8 protein-coding genes are annotated in these 23,367 nt (G+C 74.6%); 5 read left to right on the top strand and 3 right to left on the bottom strand.

The features are described 5' to 3' along the window. Positions 1 to 248 precede the first annotated feature (248 nt). Complete coding sequence (locus ACFVVA_RS01560) at positions 249 to 1,097, top strand: arylamine N-acetyltransferase (protein ID WP_387684591.1); 849 nt, start codon at positions 249 to 251, stop codon at positions 1,095 to 1,097. 145 nt (positions 1,098 to 1,242) lie between these two features. Here ACFVVA_RS01560 and ACFVVA_RS01555 read toward each other — a convergent pair whose 3' ends face one another. After that, positions 1,243 to 2,178 (bottom strand): glycoside hydrolase family 19 protein, encoded by a 936-nt coding sequence (locus tag ACFVVA_RS01555; RefSeq protein WP_387684589.1) that lies wholly within the window; start codon positions 2,176 to 2,178, stop codon positions 1,243 to 1,245. 424 nt (positions 2,179 to 2,602) lie between these two features. Between ACFVVA_RS01555 and ACFVVA_RS01550 the strand changes: the two genes are divergently transcribed. Both ACFVVA_RS01550 and ACFVVA_RS01545 read left to right on the top strand, forming a co-directional pair. After that, positions 2,603 to 3,790 (top strand): cytochrome P450, encoded by a 1,188-nt coding sequence (locus ACFVVA_RS01550; RefSeq protein ID WP_387684587.1) that lies wholly within the window; start codon positions 2,603 to 2,605, stop codon positions 3,788 to 3,790. A gap of 303 nt (positions 3,791 to 4,093) precedes the next feature. Next, positions 4,094 to 4,558, top strand: a complete 465-nt coding sequence (locus ACFVVA_RS01545) for a phage tail protein (RefSeq protein ID WP_387684585.1) — start codon at positions 4,094 to 4,096, stop codon at positions 4,556 to 4,558. Positions 4,559 to 4,687: 129 nt separating this feature from the next. On the opposite strand, the gene ACFVVA_RS01540 is transcribed toward ACFVVA_RS01545, so the two are convergent. Both ACFVVA_RS01540 and ACFVVA_RS01535 read right to left on the bottom strand, forming a co-directional pair. Next, positions 4,688 to 7,504 carry a hypothetical protein gene (locus ACFVVA_RS01540; RefSeq protein WP_387684583.1) on the bottom strand — a complete coding sequence of 939 codons (2,817 nt, stop codon included), beginning with the start codon at positions 7,502 to 7,504 and terminating at the stop codon, positions 4,688 to 4,690. 529 nt (positions 7,505 to 8,033) lie between these two features. Further along, positions 8,034 to 9,155 carry a hypothetical protein gene (locus ACFVVA_RS01535; protein ID WP_387684581.1) on the bottom strand — a complete coding sequence of 374 codons (1,122 nt, stop codon included), beginning with the start codon at positions 9,153 to 9,155 and terminating at the stop codon, positions 8,034 to 8,036. Between the two features lie 479 nt (positions 9,156 to 9,634). Here ACFVVA_RS01535 and ACFVVA_RS01530 point away from each other — a divergent pair, with 479 nt between their 5' ends. Continuing rightward, the gene (locus tag ACFVVA_RS01530; RefSeq protein WP_387684795.1) at positions 9,635 to 13,789 is read left to right on the top strand and encodes an amino acid adenylation domain-containing protein; all 4,155 of its coding nucleotides are present in this window, start codon (positions 9,635 to 9,637) and stop codon (positions 13,787 to 13,789) included. After that, the gene (locus ACFVVA_RS01525) at positions 13,789 to 23,358 is read left to right on the top strand and encodes an amino acid adenylation domain-containing protein (RefSeq protein WP_387684579.1); all 9,570 of its coding nucleotides are present in this window, start codon (positions 13,789 to 13,791) and stop codon (positions 23,356 to 23,358) included. The genes ACFVVA_RS01530 and ACFVVA_RS01525 overlap by 1 nt, the downstream gene beginning before the upstream one ends. Positions 23,359 to 23,367 lie beyond the last annotated feature (9 nt).

Below are 23,367 nucleotides of genomic sequence, written 5' to 3'. Positions count from 1 at the left end.
TGACATGTGGGCGGTGCCGGTGGAGGTCTCCCCGGGACGGACCGTCCCTGGGGCGGGCCGGCAGGCGGCCGAGTGTCCCGGCCAGTCGTGGCCGCTGGCGGCGCATGGCCTGCCTTGCTGCGGCAGTGCCCCCCGGAAAAGGCCGGTGAGCGTGAGGGGTCGTTGGGCTGCGCGGTCCGTCGTGCGGTCCTGGCTTCCGTGGATCGAGGCACCGCGTCGGAGGGTGCGGCTCGTTCGAGGAGGATCGCATGGGCAGGTCGATCGGCTCCGTGTGGGGCGGCGACCGGTTGGACCTCGACGCCTATCTGAAACGAATCGGGTACGACGGGGAGCACGAGCCGACGCTGAAGGTGCTGCGTGGGCTGCATGCCGCCCACATCGCCACGCTCGCCTTCGAGAACCTGGAGGTCGTCCTGGGCCGACCTGTCCGGCTCGATCTGGAGTCCCTGCAGGCCAAGATGGTCCGGCGGCGACGCGGGGGCACCTGCTGCGAGCAGACGCTCCTGTACGCCGCCGCGCTGGACGCGCTCGGCTTCACCTTCACCGCGACGGCCTCACGCGTCCGCCTCGGCGAGGAGCGGGTCCGTCCGGCCACCCACATGTCACTGCGGGTGGAACTCGGCGGCGAGGATTGGTTCACCGACGTCGGCTTCGGAGCTGAGGGAATCCTGGAGCCGCTGCGGCTTCGCGACGGCGAGATCGCCCGGCAGGCCGGCTGGACGTACGGGCTGGTCCGGGAGGCGGGCCCGACCCCCGGCGCGGCCGGACCGCTGGTGCTGCGGCGACTGCGGCGCGACGGCTGGTTCGACCTCTACGCGATCGGGACCGAGCCGCGCTTCCCGGTCGACCTCACCGTGACCAGCCACTACACCTCCACCCACTCCCTCTCGCCCTTCCACGACAAGCTGCTGGTGCAGAGGCCGGGGGCCGATCAGCGGCTCGCCCTGGACAACACGGAACTCGTCCGGCTCGTACCGGACCGCACGGCGGAGAGACGCCGGATACCGGCGAGGGAACTGCCCGGGCTGCTGGACGAGGAGTTCGGGGTCGCGTTGGACGCCGAGGACACCGCCGCGCTCATCGCGCGCTACGAGTAGGACCGGCGTCGTATGTCGGGTGGGCCGTTGAGGCCCCTCGCGCGGGCGCTTGAGGGGCCGCGGCTCGGGGGCACCGAGCCGCGCCTGCTCCTTCATCCTCCTTGGCTCCGGGCGCCAGTGCGCCCACGACGGTCGGGCCGGGTGCTCAGCAGCTCAGGTTGTTGCCCGGTACGGTGCCGAGCAGTTGGGTGAAGCGCTGGTAGGCGTTGATCCGGCTCTGTACCTGTGCGGGGTTGCCGCCGTTGCATTCCAGTGAGCCGTTGATGCTGCGGATGGTCTCGCCGAAGCCGTAGCCGTTGACGATCGCGTTGTGGGGGGTCATGGTGCCCGGCCCGTTCTGGGTGTTCCAGTACCAGAGCGCGGTCTTCCAGGCGACGGCCGGGTCGGTCTGCACCAGGTTGGGGTTGCGCAGCAGGTCGATGCCGAGGGCGTCGCCGGCGGCCTTGTAGTTGAAGTTCCAGCTCAGCTGGATGGGGCCGCGCCCGTAGTAGGCGGCCTGCCCGGCCGGGCAGCCGTACGGCTGTGAGATGTCGCAGTAGTGGGGGTAGTTGGCGGTGTTCTGCTCGACCACGTAGACCAGCGCGCCGGTCTCGTGGTTGACGTTGGCGAGGAAGGCCGCGGCCTCCTGCTTGCGGACGGTGTCGGTGCCGGTGGCCGCGAAGGCGGGGTAGGCGGCGAGGGCGTCGATCAGGCCCTGGTAGGTGTAGAAGGGGTTCCGGTTCGGGAACATCTGGTCGAACTGGGCCTGGCTGACCGGGAATCCGCTCGGGTTCGGCGTGCCGGTGGACGTGGGCGTGGCCGTCGGCGTGGCGGTCGGGGTCGTCGTCGGGCCGGTGCCGCAGCCGCCCTGGTCGGACCAGACGCCGGAGCCTCCAGTGCTGGGCGGCTCGTTCTGGGTCCACCACTTGGCGAGCCAGTTGTGGCCGTTGTAGGAGACGGCGGCGCCGCCGGTGTAGACGGCCGAGGAGTTCCAGGGCGTGGCGCAGACGGCGGCGCTGGCGTTGGCCGCGGGCAGCAGCAGGACCACCGCCAGCGCCGTGGCGACGGCGGAGAGCAGTGCGAGCAGGCGTTTCGTGGACACTTGATCACCCCTTGTGCGGTGTGGGGCCGCACGGTCGTGGAGGTAGGGACGTAGGGGCAGGGGAGCCGGGCCCCGCGAGGCGCGTTGTGGGGGACGGGCCGACCGGGGTGCCGGCCGGTGCGGGGCTGACCCAGACTCAAGCGGAGTGGTCTATACCTGTCAAGGGGTTCCCGGAAAATGACGCACCCCGCGGAACGGCCGGGGAGGGGGCAGACGCAGGGGGCGGGACAGGGGACGGGACAGGGGGCGGCTCCGGCTCGGGAGAGGGGGTGGGTTCGAGGTCTCCGCGCCCCCGCGCGCCGCACAGGACCGCGGCCGAAGCGCGCAGCGGCACGAGCGCCCGGGTATCGGGAAGTCGGAATCGGCACGTGGGTGTCGGCAAGCGGTGTCGGCACGTGGGTGCCGGGTGATCACGGGAGGTTCCATGGGTGAGCAGCGGGAAGTGCCGCCGATCTCGATCTTCTACCGTCGCGACGGGCTCGGCCCGGGCCCGGTACTGGGTGAGGCCCAGCGCGGGGACCGGGTTCGGCGCGTCCAGGACTTCTGGCTGCACCGGGTCGGTGAGTACTGGCTCGTCACCCGGCACGCCGACGTCCGGCGCGTGCTGGCCGACCAGGAGACGTTCGCGATGTACGACCCGCAACGCGCTCCGGTCCTGCCGAACGAGCTCCTCAACATGGACCCGCCGGAGCACACGCGGCTGCGCCACGTCCTGACGCCGGAGTTCACCGGGACGCGGATCCGCTCACTGGAGCCGATGATCCGCGCCCTGGCCGGCGAGCTGATCGACGCCATGGAGTCGCGGGGTCCCGCGGCGGACCTGATGGCCGACTTCGCCCTGCCGCTGCCGCTCGGGGTGATCTGCGCGATGCTCGGCGTTCCCGACCCCGACCAGGGGCAGTTCCACCACTGGTCCCGGACCACGCTGGATCTCGGGCTCCCCATCGAGGAACGGCTCGCGGCCGGCCGGGAGTCGCGCGCGTACATGGCCTCCCTGGTGGCGGAGAAGCGGCGCAGCCCGGACGACGGGATGATCGGCATGCTCGTCCGGGAGCACGGCGGCGCGGTGTCGGACTCCGAACTGGTCGGCGTCTGCGAGCTGTTGTTGCTCGCGGGCCACGTCACGGTGTCCAACACGATCGGCCTGGGCGTGCTCGCCCTGCTGTCGCACCCGGAGCAGGCCGACCGGTTGCGCGACGCCGCCGAGGGCGAGCCGGTGATCGACACCGCCGTCGAGGAACTGCTGCGGTACCTGTCCGTGTCCAGCACCGCGCTGGCCCGGACCGCGCGGTGCGACACCGAGGTCGGCGGCGTGCCGATCAAGGCCGGTGACCAGGTCGTCTGTCAACTGCCGGTGGCCAACCGCGACCCGGCGCTCGGCGCCGGGATGGACCTCTTCGACATCGCGCGCAAACCCGTGTCGCACCTGGCCTTCGGGCACGGCGCGCACCACTGCCTCGGCGCACCACTGGCCCGCGCCGAACTGCGGATCGCCGTGCCCGCGCTCCTGCGGCGACTGCCCGGCCTCGCGCTCGCGTGCCCCGCCGAGGACGTGCCCTACCGCGTCAACAACGAGGTCTACGGTCTCCACGCACTGCCTGTCACCTGGTGACCCGTGACGCCGACGGGACGAGGACGGCGCCGGGCACGGTGCGACGGACGTCCGCCGCGGCCTCCGGCACCTCGGCCGCACCGTCCCGGCAGGTCGGAGAGCGGTTTCACCGAGCGCGACACCATCTTCATGACCTGGAGCCGGCCCCACCCGGCCCGCATACTGGCGGGAGCCGACGGCATCCCGGTCCACGGCGACCAGCGCTCGGAGCGGGACGTGGGACGCGGGACGAGGCAGGTACTCGTTCCGGCGCGGGTGCCGGGGCGTCCGCCGTCCACCGACGCCGATGAGGAAGAACCCGCCATGACCTACACCGTGGATTTCGGCACCGTCTCGACCGTCGGCCTGGAGTCGTCACCCGTCGCGGAGGCGCTGGCCGGTCTGCGGGCGAACGAGGCCCGCTATTTCAGGAACAAGTACGACCACGTCTTCACGGTGGAGCCGGCCGGCGACGCCCAGGAGGCCGTCGACTGGGTGCACCGGATCCTGAAGGAGGAACGGGACATCGTCATCGCGTCCCGTCCGCTGGAGGCCACGGCCTTCCAGGTCGAGGACATCCGCATGGCCTATGTCTTCTACGAGAGCGGGCTGTCGGTCAACGTGATGTACACCGTCGACGACGCCAAGAAGCGGGCGGTCGGGTTCAAGCTCTCGGAGGGGATGGAGATCCCGGAGGAGCTCGCCTCCCGGTTCAAGTTCGCCCGGCAGAAGTCGAAGCTCGCCGGTGTCATCCGCGGCTCGTACTTCGTCGTCAAGAACGAGTACTGACCGCGGCACCCCCGCGTCCGGCACCCCCGCGTCCGGCACCCCCGCGTCCGGCACCCCCGCGTCCGGCGGCCCGGCCCCCGGAGCCGGGCCGCCCGGGGCGCAGACCGGGGGTCCCGGCCGCTCCCGGTGTCACGACTGCTCACCCGCCCGCAGTTCGGTGGCGATCCGGCGCCGGCCGGCGACCAGCGTCTCCACCACCACCCCGAGCCCGACCAGCAGGGCCAGGCCCGCGGTGGGCAGCAGCACCGGCATCAGCACGGGGACGACGACGTCCCCGACCTTGGCGCCGACCAGCGTCGAGATGTCGAAGGCGCCGCCCAGCAGGGCGACCGCCGCCAGTGCGACCAGGCCGCCGCCGACGGCCGCGGCCAGGGTCTGCGGCAGCGCCTCGGTCATGATCAGTGCCAGCCCCTGCCGGGGCCGCATGCCCATGGTGCGCAGCCGGGCGAGCACGGCGGTGCGGTCGGGTGCGGCCCGGAAGAGCGTCAGCAGGACGGCGAGCAGGGCGAATCCGGCTCCGGCGGCGGCCGCGTACCGGAACAGCCGCCCGGCGGCGTGCTGCAGCGGGTCGTCACCGAGCGCGGCGGCGGTCTCCCGGCTGCTGTGCACGGTGTATCCCGAGGGCAGGCCGTGGGTGTCCTTGCCGACGGCGGCGGCGTCGTCCGCGATCAGCTTGGCCAGGCCGACCGGCCGGGCCCCGCTGTTGTCCCGCAGGACTGTCCTGACCCGGTCGGGGTCGATGTCGCCGACGGCGAACCACGTGTTGACCCGCCTGGTGTCCGGCAGCCGTTCCCAGGCGGGGCCGGCGGGAACGACGACGAACGGTTTGCCCGGGTCCGGCAGTGCGGGGGTGGCGCCGACGACACCGGCGACGGTGAGGTGCAGGTCGTTGCCGTTGGGCGTGCGCACCCGGGACGGCCCTGCGGCCAGGCGTTCGGCCAGGTCGCGGCTGACCAGGGCGGGCACCGGGGTGTCCCGGCCGCCGCCGGACGTCCCGGTCAGCTTCGCCGGATCGAACCCGCCGGCCCCGAGGGCCCGGGCGATCTCGGCGTACGCCGCCGGGTCGGTCACCACCACCAGGTTGGCCTCGGTGTAGTCCCGGTCGGTGGCGAAGAAGCGGGCTCTGGGCTCGATCCAGGCCGCGGTCGAGGCCCGGACGCCCGGCAGGGCGGCGGCGGCCCCGGTGAACGGCTCGGTCAGGGTGGCGTAGTCCGGGAGGGAGACGCCGATGTCCCCGCCCGTGGTGATGCGCGCGGCGCGGGTCCGCACGTGGTCGACGGTGTCGAGCACGGTGGCGCCGAAGCCGGTCGTGGTGACGGCGATCAGCAGGGCGAGCAGCGGCAGTACGGAGGGCTTGCGGCGGCCCGAGCCGTCGCGGGCGGCCCGGGCGAGGCCGAGGAAGCCGATCGGGCCGCGGCCCCGGCCGGCGAGGGCGGCCAGCCGGCCGACCACCACCGGCTCGATCCTGGCCAGGACCAGTCCGCCGGTGACGGCGAGCAGGAGCGGCGCGGCGACCAGCAGCGGGTCCACCCCGGCCCCGGGGTGGCCGACACCCCGGCGCCGGACCTCCGCCACGGCCGCGGCGGTGACCGCCAGGACGGCGAGTTCGCCGACCAGTCGGCGGCGGCCGCCGGCCGGCCGTCGACGGGACCACAGCAGGGCCGCGCGGACCGGAAAGGCCAGCAGCGCGATCAGGGTCGCGACCAGGGCGGCCGCCACCGCGCGGTCCCACCGGGGGGTGGGCAGCAGCACCAGGGCGAGGGTCGTGGCGAGCACGGCGGCGGGCAGGACGGTGACCGCTCCCTCGCCGATCAGCCGTCGCAGCACCCCGGCGAGGGAACCGCCGCGGGCCCGGAGCAGCCGGATCTCGGCGGCGCGCCGGTCCGTAGTGAGCGCGGCGGCCAGGAACAGCACCACGGCGGCGACGCCCGCGACGCCGGCCGGGCCGATCGCGCTGAGCGGCAGCGAGGCCCGGTAGCGCTCGTCCGCCCGGGTGAGGACGTCGGGCAGGCCGGAGACGGTCTGCAGGTCGGCGCGTCCGGTCGCGTCGAGGAGGGCGGTGGCGTCGCTCCCGGTCAGGAAGGAGCGGATGACGTCGCGGGTGCGGTCGATCCGGTCGGCGTGCAGCGAGGCGGGGTCGACGGGCAGCCGCCAGAAGTTCTCGGCGGTCGAACCCCAGCGGACCAGCGCGGGCAGGCTGCCGCCGTCGACGAACCCGCTGGTCGTCCAGTGCTCGTGGTCGGGCTTGGTGTTCAGGCAGGCGCGGGCCGGGCAGCCGAGGTCGTCCCAGAACGGGTCCTGGGGGTCGTTGACCCGGTAGAGGCCGACCACCACGGTGGTCCGCCTGGCGCCGGAGCTCTCGACGCCGTTGTCGATGACGTCACCGAGCTTGATGCCGATGGTCGCGGCGGCCCTCTCGCTGACCACGATCGGCAGCGGACCGCCGACGGCGCCGGGGGTCGGCCAGGTGCCGTCGGTGAGGGTGGCCCGGGCGGCCAGGTCGTGCAGGTGGAGCAGGCTGAGGGCCGGGTAGGGCTCCTTGTCCGAGATGTGGGCGTACCCCGGATTGGCCATGGAGTGGTCGCCCAGGGCGCGGGCACCGTAGGCCTGCCCCGCTCGGGACGGCGTCAGCCGCCGGCCGACCTGTTCGACCAGTTGCCGCTGCACCCGGTCGAGTTCGACTGCGCTGTCGTCGTCCCGGGTCCTGGAAGTGGTCTGCAGGCTGGTCTGGTTGGGGCCCTTCCCGCTGACGAAGTCCTGGAGTGCCGTGTCCGCGCCCCGGTCCGCGATGCGGGGGAGGGCCGCCGCGAGGAAGACGGTGACGAACGCGAGGGCCGCCATGAGCAGCGCCGACAGCGGGTTCGCCCGCAGCCTGGTGCGGACCCAGCGCGGTGGACGGTGGGCGGAGTCGCGGGTGGGCACGGGGGTGCCGGCCCGGGCGGTCACTTCTCCTCCACGTGGCGCAGCCTGCGCACAACGAAGCCGTGCATCACGTTCCTCCCCGGTTGCGCCCCGGTCGCATCCCGGCCCGCCGGTCGATCCGGTCCGGGGACGTCGGCTGCGGACGGGCACCCCACGGGCCCGACCGGCGCAGTGATCACCGGCATTCGGTCACCGGATAGCGGACGATGCTGTCAGATTCGATCCGGGAACGGAAGGGACTTGCGCGAGTCACGTGAGCAAGGGGCGAATTCCTCGTACGGCCCTCGGCCCAATAAGGGGACAAGCCCTTGAAATGACGTGCACACTCCACGGATCGGGCCGTCCCGCACCCCTTGTGACCAGGGAACTTTCCTTTCACGAATTCCCCGCCCGGGACGGTGAACCGAAGAAGCCGCCGCATTCGTTCGCCCGGTCGCACCATCGGGCCGTCATCGCACCCACGGAAGAGGCCGCCCCGTCGTTCGGCGGGGCGGCCTCTTCCGTGGGTGCTCGCTGGACGGTCGTGGCTCGACCGCCAGGTCCTCCCGGATTCCTATGCGCTGTCCGGCAGCCCGGCCTTCGGTCGCAGCAGGGCCGGCGTCGGCTTCGCGCCCGACAGCCGTACGGCGGCGCCGCGGGCGAGGTCGAAGGCGAGCGCCGGGTCGTCCGTGCGGGTCCACGGCGGGCTGCCGCACCACGGTCCGATCGCCCGGAACTGCTCCACGGCGATGCGGTGGAGCCCGGCGATGCCCGCGTAGTGGGCGAGCAGGTGCCGCAGGTGCGGCAGCCGGTGGTGGTCCGGGCGGACCCGGGCCAGCGCGGCCGCGACCTTGCGCACCGGGTCCCTGCCCAGTTCGCCGGCCAGCGTGGTGCCGAGGGCGCCGCGCAGCTCCAGCTCGTACAGCGCCTGCAGGTAGAGGCCGGGCAGCGGGTTGCCGGCCGGGGCCTTCCTGAGCGCCCGCTTGGCGAAGGCCAGCATCCTCTTGTCCGAGCCGGACCACTTGGCGCACCAGTACTGCATGGCCTGCCAGTGGCCCTCGTAGTGGAACGGCGCCCGCTCGACCAGGCCGCGCCACAGCTCCTCGAACTGCTTGGGCGGGTACTGCGCGCCGCGGGCGGCGGTCACCATGACGACCCAGGGGCCCGGGTCGGCGGGGGCCAGGAGGGCGGCCCGCTTCGCGGCCTCGACGGCGGCGGGCAGCATGGCCCGGAAGGTCAGCATGGCCTCCTCGGGCACCTTGTGGGTGTCCCGGGAGCCGCGGACCGTCCAGGCCGCCTGCACCATCCGGCCGGCCTCCAGGGTGGCCGCGTCGCAGTTGCCCGGCTCGGCCGCGCGCCAGGTCTTCAGCCAGCCGTCGTTCCGGTCGGCGATGGAGTCCAGCAGGTCGAGCCGGTACCAGCGCTCGTCCCAGTCCTGCCCGGCGGCCTCGACGTACGCGGCGGCGGGCCTCCAGTCCCCGGCCCAGGCCGCCTCGGCGATCGCCAGGGACTCCTGCCGGAGGTGCGGGGGCGGTGGCGGCCCGGCTCGGCCCGGGTCGAGCCGGTCGCGGGGGGCCATGCCGTACGTGGGCGCGTCGAACTCGGTCAGCGCCCAGCTCCGGGCCCTGTTCCTGCGGAACCTGAGGACGATGGCGAGGGCGATCATGCCCAGCACGCCGAGGATGAGGTACGTCACGGCGGAGCATCATCCTTGATCGCGGCTCGTGCGGGCAACGCGACGGCCGGGCAACGCGACGGTCGGTCAACGCGACGGCCGGGCAACGCGATGGACGGGCGGTGTGCTCCGGTGACGGACCGGTGTGCTCCGGTGGCGGCGGGCGCGTGGACGGACGGGGGAAGAAGATCCAGGCTCTTGCCCCGGCCGAATTAGTCATCTTAACTATGCGTCCAGAGGCGTTGATCCACTGCACGTCGTCATCGCCGGCTTCACGGGCACCCTTGTGTGCCGCCCTGGACCGCCCGGGCTCCAACGGATGCCGACCGTCCGTCACCCCGGGGTTCCGCGCGCGTTCGAAGCGATCCGAGCGATTCGAGCGATCCGATCGGGGCCCCGGTCCAGGCGATCCGATCCGCACCACCGGGGTCACCGGCCGCTCCCCCCACGCACCGCCACCGCGCCGTCGACCCCCGCAACGACCCTCCCCCAGGAAAGGTCTGGCCTTGTCGGAGACGTACGAGCCCCACGGCACCACCACCGACCAGGCGGACACGCGTCCCGCGCGCGGGGCCGACACCCCGGCGGCGGCCGGGGTCCGGCTCCCGGAGCCCGCGCCGGGACAGCAGCGGCTCTGGGCGCTGTCCCAGCTGGACGGCGCCAACGCCGCGTACAACGAGACCCTGGCCTTCACCCTGCGCGGAACCCTCGACCGGGCGGTGCTCGCCCGCGCGCTCGACGAACTGGTCTCCCGTCACGAGGTGCTGCGCACCCGGCTGGTCGCCGGCGGAGACGGTCTCCACCAGCTGATCGGTCCCCCCGACTCCGGCTACACCCTCGCGGTGGACGACCTGACCGGGCTCCCGGACGCCGGGGCGCGCGTCACCGCCCTGCAGCGCGCGGAGTACGACACGCCCTTCGACCTGAGCCGCGGCCCGCTGGCGCGCGGGCGCCTGATCGTCCTGGCCGAGCGGCACCACGTGCTGCTGCTGACCCTGCACCACGCGGTCTTCGACGGCTGGTCGATGACCGTGATGCTGCGCGAACTCGGCACGCTGTACACGGCCTTCCGTGCCGGCGCCGCGCACTCCCCGCTGCCGCCGCTGGCCCTGCAGTACGCCGACTACACCCGTTGGCAGCGGGAGTGGGCGTCCGGGGACGAACCGGCGGTGCAGGCCGCCCACTGGAGGGAAGCCCTCGCCGGCGCCCCGGCCCTGCTCGAACTGCCCACCGACCGCCCCCGACCGCCGGAGCAGGACCACCGCGGCGGCCGGGTGCCGCTCTCCATCGACGGGGAACTCGGCACCGCCCTCACGTCGCTCGCGCGCCGGCAGGGCGGAACCCTGTTCACGGCCGTGCTGGCCGGCTGGTCCGTGGTGCTGTCGCGGCTGACCGGCCAGAGCGACATCGTCGTCGGCGTCCCGACGGCGAACCGCCGCCGCGGCACCTTCTCCGACCTGATCGGATTCTTCGTCAACTCCCTGGCCGTGCGGGTCGATCTGGCGGACTCGCCGACCGGGTCGGCCGTGCTGAAACAGGTGCGCGGGTCGCTGCGGGCCGCCCTGAAGCACCAGGACCTGCCGTTCGAGCGGGTCGTGGAGCTGATCAACCCGCCGCGCAGCACCGCCCACACCCCGCTGTTCCAGACCATGGTCGCCTGGCAGCCCTCCCGGAAGGGCCTGCTGGACCTGCCCGGGATCGAGGTCGAGCCGCTCGGCATCCCGTACGCCGGGGCCAAGTTCGACCTGGCCCTGTCGCTGGCGGAGGAGGACGACGGCCGGGTGGTCGGCCATCTGGACTACGCCGTCGCGCTGTTCGACCACCCGACGGCCGAGCGCTACGCGGGCTATCTGCTCCGCGTGCTGGCCCAGTTGGTCGACCGGCCCGACCTGGGCGTGGACGAGCTGGAGCTGATGGACGAGGAGGAGCGCCGCCGGGTGCTGTCGGAGTGGAGCGGCGCCGACCGCGCCGCCCACCGGGACGACCGAGGCGAGGGCACCCACCGGGACCACCCAGGCGACGGCACCCACCGGGACGACCGTGACCACGGGCCGGCGACGCCCGCCGCTGCCGCCCCGGCCGGGTTGGTCGAGCGCTTCCAGGCCCAGGTCCGGACCCGCCCCACCGGTCCGGCTCTGGTCCGGGAGGGGGAGCGACTCGACTACGCCGCGCTCGACCGCCGCGCCAACCGGCTGGCGCACGCGCTGATCGCCCGCGGCATCGGCCCGGACCAGGTGGTCGGCCTGCACTCCGGGCGCTCGACCGAGCTGGTGGTGGGCGTCCTCGGCATCCTCAAGGCGGGCGCCGCCTACCTGCCGCTGGACCCGGGCCAGCCGGTCGAGCGGCTGGCCGCGATGGTCGAGGACGCGGCGCCGGCCCTGGTGCTCAGCGACGCCGACGTGCCGCCCGGGGACTGGCAGCCGGTGCGGGCGGTCGAGGCCGAGGCGGAGCGCGACGACGCGCCGGGGATCACCGCCGGGCCGTCGCAGCTCGCCTATGTCATCTACACCTCCGGCTCCACCGGCCGCCCCAAGGGCGTGGCGGTGACCCACGGCAGCGTCCTCAACCTCTTCGACACCTGGCTGGCGCGCTTCGGGGCCACCCCCGGCGAGGCGGCCTCCGCCTGGTCGAGCATCGGATTCGACGCCTCGGTGCACGAGTTGCTGATGCCGCTCACCACCGGCGCCGTGCTGCACCTGGTCCCCGACGAGCTGCGCGGCGACCCGGAGGAACTGCTGGGTTGGATGCGCGAGCACCGCGTCGTGCAGGCCTTCCTGCCGCCGTCCTACGTCACGTGGATCGACGAGGACCCCGAGGCGCGCCTGGACGGGCTGGTGCTCCGTCAACTGCTGACCGGGGTGGAGTCCCTCCCGGAGAAGGCGCTGCACCGCCTTCAGCAGGCGCTGCCCGGCCTGCGCGTCTGCTACGGCTACGGGCCCACCGAGGCCACCCTGTACAGCACCGCCTACACCGACCCGCGGCCGCTGGACCGGCCGTGCCCGATCGGCCGCCCCCTCGACAACACCCGCCTCTACCTGCTCGACCGGCGGCTCCGGCCGGTGCCGACCGGGGTGACCGGCGAGGTCTTCCTCGGCGGGGCGAGCCTGGCCCGGGGCTACCTGCACCGCCCGGACCTGACCGCCGAGCGCTTCGTCGACGACCCCTTCCTGCCCGGTGAACGCCTGTACCGCACCGGGGACCTCGCCCGCTGGCTTCCGGACGGCAACGCCCAGTACCTCGGCCGCGGCGACGACCAGGTCAAACTGCGCGGCTTCCGGATCGAGCCGGGGGAGATCGAGGCCGCACTGCTGGCCCTCCCCGGTGTGCGGGAGGCGGCGGTGCTGGCCGACCGCGACGCCGCGGGCGAGCTGCGCCTGGTGGCGGGCCTGGGCCGGGGCGACGCCGAGCCGCGCCGACCGCACGAGTGGCGTGCCGCCCTGGCGCGGCGGCTGCCGGACTACATGATCCCCGCGCTCTTCGTGGAACTGCCGCGGCTGCCGCTCAACCGCAGCGGCAAGCCGGACCGCGCCGCGCTGCTGGACGCGGCCCGCTCCGCGACCCGTGCCCGGGTCAACACGGCGAGCCCGCGGGACCACGTGGAGATGACGCTGCACACCATCTGGCGGCGGGTGCTGCTCCACCCCGGCATCGGGATATCCGACAACTTCTTCGATCTGGGCGGCACTTCCATATCCGCCATCAAGGTCGCCCTGGCCGTCCGTGAGGAGTTCGGCGAGACCCTGCCGATCCGCGACCTCGTGCAGAACCCGACCATCGAGGCCCTGGCCGAACGGCTCCGGGCGGGGGCGTCGGGCGCACCGGACGGCAACCTGGTCGAGTTCCGGCGGGGGGACGGACGACAGCGGGTGGTCTGCGTCCACCCGGCCGGCGGTACCGCGTTCTGCTACTTGCCGCTGGCCGCGGCGCTGCCCGACCGGGTCGGCGTCCTCGGGGTGCAGTCGCCCGGGATCAACCCCGGGGAGACGCCGCTGCCCACGGTCGAGGCCATGGCGGAGCAGTACCTGGCGCTGGTGGACCCCCGTCCGGACGAGGCGCTGGTGCTGTGCGGGCTCTCCTACGGCGGCCTGGTCGCCCACGAGATGGGGCGCCGACTGGCCCGGGCCGGGCACACCCGGTTCAGCGTGGTGCTGCTCGACACCCATGGAACCGAGGACACGGAGCAGCTCGCCTCGATCGAGCCCGTGCCGATGGCCGAGTTCCGCGACAAGCTCATCAGGTTCAACGGGATGTACCCGGGGATCGAGGACGAGCAGATCGACCGGTACTTCCGCATCTACAACCACAACCGGATGACCGCCCGCGACTACCGGACGCCGCCCTCACCGGCCCGGCTGGTGCTGGTCGAGGCCGCCGGGGACGCGTCGGCCGCCGGGAACGCGGACCGGGAGCAGGAGGAGCAACTGGCGCGTGCCGTACGCGCGTTCTGGCAGCGGCGGGCCGGCGGCGGCCTGCTGGTCGAGCCGGTCGCCGGCGGGCACTGGGACCTGCTGGAGAGTGCGGCGGTGCCCCGGATCGCCGAGCTGATCGCGGCCGAACTGGACCGCCACCCGGCGCTCCCGCCGCCGCCCGCCCCGGCTGCGCCCGTACCCGGACAGCCGTCCGCCGTGTCCGCCGCGTCCGCCGGGGAGGCCTGATGCCCGCCGAGAGCGCCGCGGGCGCAGCCCCCGTCACGCCCACGGCCACCGGCCTCGCCCTGGCGGTGCACGAGCAGGCCCTGCGCACCCCCCGGGCCGTCGCGCTGGTCGACGGCGACGTCCGGCTGGACTACACGGGCCTGGAGGCCGCCGCCGCGGCGGTGGCCCACGGGCTGCGCCGTGCCGGCGTCCGCCCCGGTGAGGCGGTGGCGGTCTGCCTGCCGCGCTCCTGGCAGCTGGTCTGCGTCATGCTGGGCGTCCTTCGGCTCGGTGCCCTGGTCGTCCCGCTGGACGCGCAGAGCCCGGCGGAACGCCGACGCCACATCCTGACGGACTCGTCCAGCGTGGCCGTGGTCCACGGCGGGACGGCACCCGACGACCTGCCGGGCCGGGTGCGCCCGCTGGCGGCGGCGGCGCTGCTGGCGGCCGGACCGGGCGACCGGGAGGCGGTCTTCACCGGGGCGCCGGTCTCCTTCCTCTTCTACACCTCGGGCACGACCGGCCGCCCCAAGGGCGTCGAGGTGCGGGACGCCGGCATCCTGCGGCTGGCGAGCCCGGGGTACATCCGCATCGAGCGGGGAGCCCGCTACTCCTGCCTGTCCAATCCGGCGTTCGACGCCTTGAGTTTCGAGGTCTGGGTGCCGCTGCTGACCGGCGGCTGCTGCGTCGTCCTCGGTGACGAGGCCGTCCAGACGCCGCACCGGCTGGCCGCCGCCCTGTTGCGGGAGCGCATCGACACGGCCTTCGTCACGGTGGCGCTGTTCAACGCGGTGGTGGACACGGAGCCGTCCTGCTTCGCCGGGGTCGGACAGCTGCTGGTCGGCGGCGAGCAGCTCAACGCCCGGCTGATCCGCCGCTGGTACCGGCACAACGCGGCGGCCCCCACCTGGCTGCACAACGTCTACGGCCCCACCGAGACCACCACCTTCGCGCTGTGCCACCCGATCCCGCGCGACTTCGACGGGGACCTGGTGCCGATCGGACGGGTGCTGCCGGGGACGGGGGCCGTGCTGGTGGCCCCGGACGGCGACCGGCTCGCGGCGCCCGGGGAGGTGGCCGAACTCCATCTGTCCGGCGCCGGTCTCGCGGCCGGCTACCGCGAGCTGCCCGAGGAGACGGAGCGCCGGTTCGTCCGGCTGCCCTGGTACGACGACGGCCGCACCACGTACTACCGCACCGGCGACCTCGTGCGCGCCGACGCCGACGGCCTGATCGAGTACGTCGGGCGCGCCGACCGCCAGGTGAAGGTCCGCGGCTTCCGGATCGAGCCCGGCGAGCTGGAGCGGCAGATCGTCACGCATCCGGCGGTGCGGCAGGCGTACGTGTGCACCCGCAGGCTCGGGGAGGACGGCCCGAACGAGCTGCTGGCGTACGTCGTGCTCGGGGAGGAGGTCCCGTTCGAGGAGTTCGACCGCCATCTGGCGGCCGGGCTGCCGGGATACATGAGGCCCCATCACATCCACCGGGTGGACGCGCTCCCGCTGAACGCCAACGGCAAGGTCGACCGGGCCGCCCTGCTGCGCCGGAACGACCGGCCCTGGCGCGGCCCGGAGGGCGACCGGCCGGGCGGCGCGGTCGTCACCGCGCGGCAGCGCGAGGTGCTGGCCCTGGCGGCCGAGGTGCTCGGGGTGCCGGACCTGCGGCTGGACGACCGCTGGATCGCCTCCGGCGGCGACTCGCTCAAGGCGCTGCGGCTGCGCTTCGAGGTGCGCCGGCGCTGGGGCTGCGAACTGCCCCAGGCCTGCGTGCTGACCGGGGACGTGGCGGGGATCGCCCGGGCGGTGGCGGTGGCGGTGGCGGAGGCCGGAGCCGCCGACTCGCCGTACCCGGTGCCGCCCGCGCCCACCCGGGCACGCTCGGCGTCCGCCACCAGCGAGCAGCAGCGCCTGTGGCTGCTGCAGCAGCGGGCGCCGAGCTCCCGGGCCTACGCGGTGGAACTGGCCTTCCGCCTGGACGGCCCGGTCGACTCCGACGCGTTGCGCGGCTCGCTGCGGGAACTGGTGCGGCTCCACGCGGCCCTGCGCACCGCCTTCGAGGCCGCGCCCGAGGGCCTGCGCCAGCTGGTCGGGGACCCGTACGACCCGTGGACCGAACCCGACTCGTGGACCGAACCCGGACTGCGGGCCGAACCCGGCCCGGGGGTGGTCGGCATCGGCGGCGAGGACGGTGCGCGCGCCGTGGCGGAACGTTTCTTCGCCGTGCCGTTCGACCTGGCCCGCCCCCGGATGCTGCGCGCCTGCTGGCTGCCGCAGGACGGGGGAGGGGTGCTGCTGCTCCACCTGCACCACATCGCGGTCGACGGCTGGTCGCTCAACGTCCTGCTGAACGACCTGTCGTCCGGCTACCGGCACGCCCTCGGCGGCGCCGCCGAGGCCCCGCGGCGGACGGACACCGCCCCGGTGCCCACCCCGCTGGACTACGCCGCCTGGCAGGCCGACTGGTTCGCCGGCCCCGCCTACCTGGCCCAGCGCGCCGAACTGCGGGCCCACTACGCCCGGTCGGAGGAGGCGGTGGACCACGACCCCGGTGACCCGGCCGGAGCTCCGCCCTTCTCCCGGGCCGGCCTGCTGCACACCTCGCTGGACGTCGTGCGGCGCGCCGCCGTGGACCGGATCTGCGCCGAACTGGGCATGACCCGCTTCGAGTTGCTGCTCGGCGTCTTCGCCTGGAGCCTGTACGGGGTGACCGGCGCGACCAGGCCGCGGATCGCCGCACCGGTGGCCAACCGGCCGGTCCAGGAGTTCGAGGGCAGCGTCGGCATGTTCGCCAACACCGTGCTGCTGCCGCAGGCCGTCGCACCCCGCGAGGAGCTGCGCGGCCAACTGCTGCGCCAGGGCGCCGAAGCCCGCCGGGTGCTGGACCGCCAGGACGTGGCGCTGGCCGACGTCCTGGCCGACCGGGCGCCGGCCGGGGGCGACTCCCCGTTCGACTACCTGTTCGTCCTGGAGAACACCGACTTCGGTGCGCTGGCCCTGCCCGGCTGCGCCGCCCGCCCGCTGTGGTGGGCCCCGGCCGAGGCCAAGTGCCCGATGACGCTGTCCGTGGTCGAGCACGAGGGCGGTCTCGACTGCCTGTGGGAGTACGCCGACGACCGCTTCGACGCCGCCGAGGCGGCGGCGATGGCGGGCCTGTTCCGGCGGGGTCTGGACCTGCTCGCCGACGGCGGGACGGCGACCCCGGCCGAGCTGGCGGCACCCTACCGCCGCGGACTGCCGCAACCCGGTCGTGGCGCCCCGGCGGTTCCGGCCTGGACGACGGTGGCCGAGGGCTTCGCCCGGCAGGTCGCCCGCACACCCGACGCACCGGCCCTGATGTCCGACGGCCGACCGGTGAGCTACGCCGAACTGGACGCCCACGCGGCGGCGCTCGCCGCCGAACTGCGGGCCGACCACCCGCTGCCGGACGGGGACGACCGTCCGTGCTGCGTCGCACTGCACCTGGGGCCGTCGGTCGAGCACGTGGTGGCGCTGCTGGCGCTGGCCAGGCTCAACGTGACCATCGTGCCGCTCGACCCGTCCTATCCACCGGCCCTGCGCCGCCAGGTGCTGGACCAGGTGGCGCCGCTGTGCGTGCTGCTGCCCCCGGGCGGTGACCCGGAGTTCGACGCGGTCGACCCGGGCCGCGTCGCGCGCCACCCGGTGGTGCTGTCACCCGCCGGGCCTGCCGTACCCGCCGCGCCCGACACCGCACCCGCCGCACCCGCCGCACCCGCCGTACCCGCCGTACCCGCCGGCCCGGCGCACCGCGGGGCCCGACCGCTCTACACCCTGTTCACCTCGGGCTCCACCGGTGTCCCCAAGGGCGTGCAGGTGTCCGACCGCACCCTGTGCAACCTGCTGCAGTGGCAGGCGGAGTCGGGAGGACTGGCGGCCCCGGCGGCCACCCAGCAGTTCTCCATGCTCTCCTTCGACGTGTCCTTCCAGGAGGTCTTCGGGACGCTGTGCGCCGGCGGCTGCCTGCACCTGGTCCGGCCCGGCTGGCGGCAGGACGCCCCCGCGCTGCTGGAGCAGCTGGAGACGGCCGGTGCGGAGCGCGTCTTCATGCCCTACGTGGCACTCCAGCTCCTCGCCGAGCACGGCGTTCACCTGGGCCGCTACCCCTCGCGGCTGCGGGAGGTGGTCACCGCCGGCGAGCAGCTGGTGTGCACCGAGGCGATCCGCCGCTGGTTCGCGGGCCTGCCGGGCGCCCGGCTGTTCAACCACTACGGCCCGACCGAGACGCACGTGGTGAGCAGCCACTGCCTGGACGGCGATCCGGCCCTGTGGCCGGAGCGTCCCGCCATCGGCCGACCGGTGGCCAACGCGCTGCTCACGGTGGTCGACGAGGCCGACGAGCCCGTTCCCCCCGGCCGCGCCGGCACCCTGCTGATCGGCGGCACCATGGCGGCGCGCTGCTACCTGGGAGACCCGGCGCTCAACGACGCGCGCTTCGTCGAGCTGCCCGGCCTCGGCCTGTGCTACCGCAGCGGCGACCGGGCCCGCTTCGACCGGCAGGGCCGGCTGCACTTCCTGGGCCGGGACGACGACCAGATCAAGCTGAGCGGACACCGGCTGGAGCCGGGACAGGTCGAGGCGGCCCTGCTGCGGCACCCGGCCGTCGTCAACGCCGTGGTGGTCCGCGACGGCGAGGAACTGGTGGCCTGCCTGCAATGCCGCGGGGAGGCGCCCACGGTCGAGGAGCTCACCGCGCACCTGGCGCCGATGCTGCCCGGTCACGTCCGGATCGCCCGCTTCCGGGTGGTGAGGGAGCTGCCCAGGACCCCCAGCGGCAAGCTGGACCGTCGGGGCGCGCTGCGCTCCGCCGGGCGGGACCTGCGCCGTCCGACGGGCCGCGCCGCCGGTCTGTCGGCGCGCGAGGCCCTGCTGACCGAGGCGTTCGAGGCCGTCACCGGCCTGGCGATCGACCCGGGGCAGACCTTCTTCGACGCCGGGGCCTCCAGCCTGGGCCTGATGCGCTTCCAGCTGCGCTGCACCACCGAAGCGGGCCTGCGCTTCACCGTCGCCGATCTGTTCGAGCACGTCACCGTACGGGCGCTGGCCGACTTCCTGGACCGGTCGGCAACGGCCGCGGACGGCGGATCCCCACGTGCCGCCACCGCTGCCGGGGCACCGGCCGAAGCCGCCGGGCGGATCGCCGCCGCCGGCCCGATCGCCCTGGACGAGCCGATCGCGGTCGTCGGCATGGCGGTACGGCTTCCGGGCGCGTCCGATCTCGCCGCGTTCTGGCGGATGGTCACCACGGGCGGCACCGGCATCGAGCACTTCGACGCCGCCGACGGCCTGGTCGGCGCGCGCAGCCAGTTGGACGGCCCCCTGGACTTCGACCCGGACCACTTCGGCATCGGCCGGCAGGAGGCCCGGCTGATGGACCCCCAGCAACGGCACCTGCTGATGAGCTGTGTCGAGGCCCTGGCACATGCCGGGATCGCCGACCCGTCGGGTGCGCGCGTCGGCCTGGTCGCCGGAGCCGGTGAGAGCACCTACTTCCAGTCCATGCTCCGCGAGGCCGACCCCGAACGCCTGCCCGACGGCTTCCAGTTGGCCCTGCACCACGACAAGGACTTCCTCGCCACCAAGGCGGCCTACCACCTGGGGCTGACGGGGCCCGCCTTCACCACCCAGGCGGCCTGCGCCAGTTCGCTGGTGGCCGTCCACGTCGCCGCCGGGATGCTGCGCCAGGGCGACGCCGAGGTGATGCTGGCGGGCGGAGTCCTGGTCGACCCGACCCTGACCGGCGGATACCGCTACCGGCCGCAGCACATCTTCTCCGTGGACGGTCGCTGCCGGCCCTTCAGCGACGACGCGAGCGGCACCATCGGCGCGAGCGGCGTCGGCACGGTGGTGCTCAAGCCGCTCCGGCTGGCCCGACGCGACGGCGACACCGTCTACGCCCTGATCACCGGTACGGCGTTGAACAACGACGGCTCCGACAAGCTGAGCTACAGCGCCCCCTCGCTCGCCGGGCAACGCGAGGTGATCCGCGCGGCCCTGCGCCGCAGCGGCCGCGGCGCCGCCGACCTCGGCTATGTCGAGGCCCACGGCACCGCCACCCGGCTCGGCGACCCGGTCGAGGTCGGCGCCCTGCGCCAGGCCTTCGACCTGGACCGGTCCGGCCACTGCGCGCTGACCTCGGTCAAGAGCCAGATAGGACACCTGGGCGCGGCGGCCGGCGTGGTCGGGCTGGTACGGGCCGCACTCGCGGTCCACCACGGCGTGATCCCGCCCAACGTCGGCTTCCACGCCCTCAATCCGCAGCTCGGCGCCGACCCCACGCCGTTCTACGTCCCCACCGAGGCCCGGCCCTGGCCCGCGGACCGGGACAGGATCGCGGCGGTGAGCAGCTTCGGGATCGGCGGCACCAACGCCCACGCGGTCCTGGAGGCCGACCGGCCGGCCCCCGGGACGACCGGCACAGCGGGCCCGACGGTGGGCGACGCGGCACCGGGCACCCCCGCGCCTCCCTGCCTGCTGCTCTCCAGCAGCAGCGAAGCGGGCCTGCGCGCCGACGCCGCCCGGATCGCCGACTACCTGGAGGCCCGGCCCTCCGCCTATCCGCAGGTGCTGCGCCACCTCCAGGCGGGCCGTCCCGCACGCCGCCGACGCCTGGCAGCGGTCTGCCCCGACGCCTCGGCCGCCGTGGCCTGGCTGCGCGGCGCGGGCCGGATCACGGACGCGGGAGCGGGAGCGGGGGAGGCCGGTACTAGGGCACCGGTTCCGAGCGAAGGCCTCACCGCCGAGGCGACGGCCGCGGCCTGGCTGTCCGGCGAGCGGATCGACTGGCCCGCCGGCCCCGCGCAGGCACCGTGGGACTTCCCGCCGCCGGCCTTCGAGCTGGCGGAGTTCGATTTCCCCCGCGCCACGGCGGCCCCGGTCCCGGCGGCCCCGGACCCGGCCGGCCCGGCCGCCGCCGACGTTCCGCGGCGCCTTCCGGAGGACGCCTGGCTGCACCAGCCGCACTGGGCGCGGCTGCGCCGAGCGGGCTCGGCGATCGGCTCGCGCACCTCCCGGCTGCTGGTGCTGCTCACGGACGGACCGGCACCCCCGGAGGCGGTCCGCGCCTTCGAGGCCGGCTACGCCCGGGTGGTGCGGGTCCGGACCGCCGAGGCGTTCGCCCGGCGGGGCGACGGCGACTACGAGGTCGACCCGGCCGACCCCGCCTCGCTCGGCCGGCTTCTCGACGCACTGGCGGGTACGGGAACGGGTTCGGGCACGGGTTCGGGTGCGGGTTCAAGCACTGCTTCGGGTGCGGGTTCGGGTGCGGGCGAGGACGGCATCGACTGGGTGCACGCGCTGCCGCTGGGGATCGGCGGCCCGGTCGGCCGGGACAGCCTGGCCCGGGCCCGCTGGGCCTGTCTGGACACGCCGGCCGCACTGCTGCGGGCCGTGGCCGACGCCGCCGGGCCACTGCGGCTGAGGCCGTGGTGGCTGTCGTACCGGGCGAGGCCGGTGGACGGCCCGGTGGAGCGGCCGGAGGGGGGCCTGCTGGCCGGTGCCGCCGAGGTGGCGCCCCAGGAGGAGGCCGGGGCGGGCCACTGGGTCGACGTCCCCGGTGCGGACCCCGCCCACTGGGCCGTACCGCTGGCGGCACTGCTGACCGAGGCCGCGACCCCGGCGGCCGCGGCCGCCCTTCCGCGCCGGCTGGCGCTGCGCCAGGGCCACTGGTGGGAACAGGTCACGCTGCCGGTGTCCACGGCCGGCCCGGGCCCCGTCGGGCTGCCCTCCGGAGGCGTGCACCTGGTGCTGGGCGGCACCGGCGGGATCGGCCGCAGCATCGCCGCCTGGCTGCTGGAGAACGGCGGCGCCCGGGTCCTGCTGCTGGCCAGGAGTCCTCGGCTGCCGGAGGAGCTGATGCCCTGGGCCGACCGGGTCGAGCTGGTCGAAGCCGATCTCGCGGAGTCGGCGCCCGAGGAGGTGATGGCCCGTATCGGTCGTCGCACCGACCGTCTCGACAGCGTGATCCACGCCGTCGGGGCGGCGAGCGGCGGCATGATCGCCCGGCGCGACGCCGCGGCGATGGGGCGGGCGTCCGCCGCCAAGCTGCAGGGTGCCCTGCTGGTCGAGCAGGTGATCGAGCGCTACCGGCCGTCGGTGGCGGTGTACTGCTCGTCGATGTCCGCGGAGCTCGGCGGCGTCGGCCAGTTCGACTACGCGGCCGCCAACAGCCTGCTCGACGGCTTCGCCCAGTACCGGTCGTCCGGTGACGCCGGGACCACGGTCCGGCTCGGCGTGAACTGGGACGTGTGGAGCGAGGCCGGCATGGCGCTGCGCGCGCCGCGGGCCGACGCACGCCACCGGGCGCACCTGTCGGTCGGGCTGACGGTGGCCGAGGGCAAGCGGGTGTTCGCGCGGACCATGGGACTGCAGCTGCCGCAGGTGCTGGTCTCCACCACCGACCTCCACGCGTCCCGCGCGTTCTACTCGGCGCCCGGCGCCGGGGCCCTCGTGCCGCCCGCTCCTGCCCTGCCCACCGGGACCGCGCCGGTGTCCGCCGGAGGCACCATGGGGGCCGCTACGGCCGCAACGGCTGACGCGGCCCATGCGGCCGACGACAGCGCGGCCGCCCTGCTCCACGACCGGCTGTGCGACTGGCTGGATCTCGACCGCATCGATCCCGACGCCTCGCTCTACGACCTGGGCGTCGACTCGCTGACCCTGCTCGACCTGATCGGCCTGGTGAAACGTCACTTCGATGTCGAGCTGGAACTGTCACGGTTCAGCCACCGGGTCTCCCTCACCGAAATCCTCACCCGGTTGTCCGAGGCGACACCGGCCAGGGCCGTCGGCACGGAGAGCGTGGTTCCGGAGATCTGGCAGCAGGGCACCGGAACCGACGTGCTGTGCCTGGTGCACCCGGTCGGCGGCGACATCCAGGCCTACCGGTCCCTGGTGTCGGCACTGGGCCCCCGGCCGACCGTCTGCCTGATCGCCGACCCCGCGCTGGAACGGCCCGGGACCGCGGACTGGACACTGTCCGAGCGGGCCCGCCGCTACGCCGCCGCCCTGCGGGCACGCTTCGCGGACGGCACCCGGAGGCTGCACCTGGCCGGTTGGTCCTTCGGTGCCTGGGCGGTGATGGGGATGGCCGCGGAGGCGGAGGCGATCGGCCGGCCGGTCCACGGCGTCCACCTGATCGACCCGCCGCCGCCCGGTTCAGGCGGGCTCTTCCAGGAGTACGACGACGCGCAGCTCCAGGCGGTGTTCACGCACGAGCTCGGCCAGGGCGGGTCGGTGCCGGCCGGTCCCGAGGCCCACGGCTACGCCGAACGTCTGGTCCGGTGCTGCCGGGCCAACCTGCGGAGCATGGCCGACTACCGGATGCCGATGCTGAGCGCCACGCCCAGCCGGCTGTGGCTGGCCGGGCGGCCGGTGGAGGGGCTGCCGTGGGCGGGGTCGCCGGAACGGCAGCGGGAGCTGTGGCGCCCGTACCTCCCGGAACCCAGCACCTGGCACCGGCTCGACACGACGCACTACGGCATCGTCCGCCCGCCCCATGTGCACGCGGTGGCGGCGGCGATCGCCGAGGCGTCGGACGACCCGCCCGGGGACGGCGTCGACCGCCCCCGGGCGTGATCCGGCGCG

Source organism: Kitasatospora sp. NPDC058048 (genome assembly GCF_042885555.1).
GTDB lineage: Bacteria > Actinomycetota > Actinomycetes > Streptomycetales > Streptomycetaceae > Kitasatospora > Kitasatospora lactacystinica.
Note: the sequence above shows the minus strand (reverse complement) of the source record. Positions and strands in the feature narration are given on the sequence as shown.

Coding starts and splice junctions, on each gene's coding strand:
- ACFVVA_RS01560 (WP_387684591.1), top strand. CDS start 249: ATGGGCAGGTCGATCGGCTCCGTGTGGGGCGGCGACCGGTTGGACCTC.
- ACFVVA_RS01550 (WP_387684587.1), top strand. CDS start 2,603: ATGGGTGAGCAGCGGGAAGTGCCGCCGATCTCGATCTTCTACCGTCGC.
- ACFVVA_RS01545 (WP_387684585.1), top strand. CDS start 4,094: ATGACCTACACCGTGGATTTCGGCACCGTCTCGACCGTCGGCCTGGAG.
- ACFVVA_RS01525 (WP_387684579.1), top strand. CDS start 13,789: ATGCCCGCCGAGAGCGCCGCGGGCGCAGCCCCCGTCACGCCCACGGCC.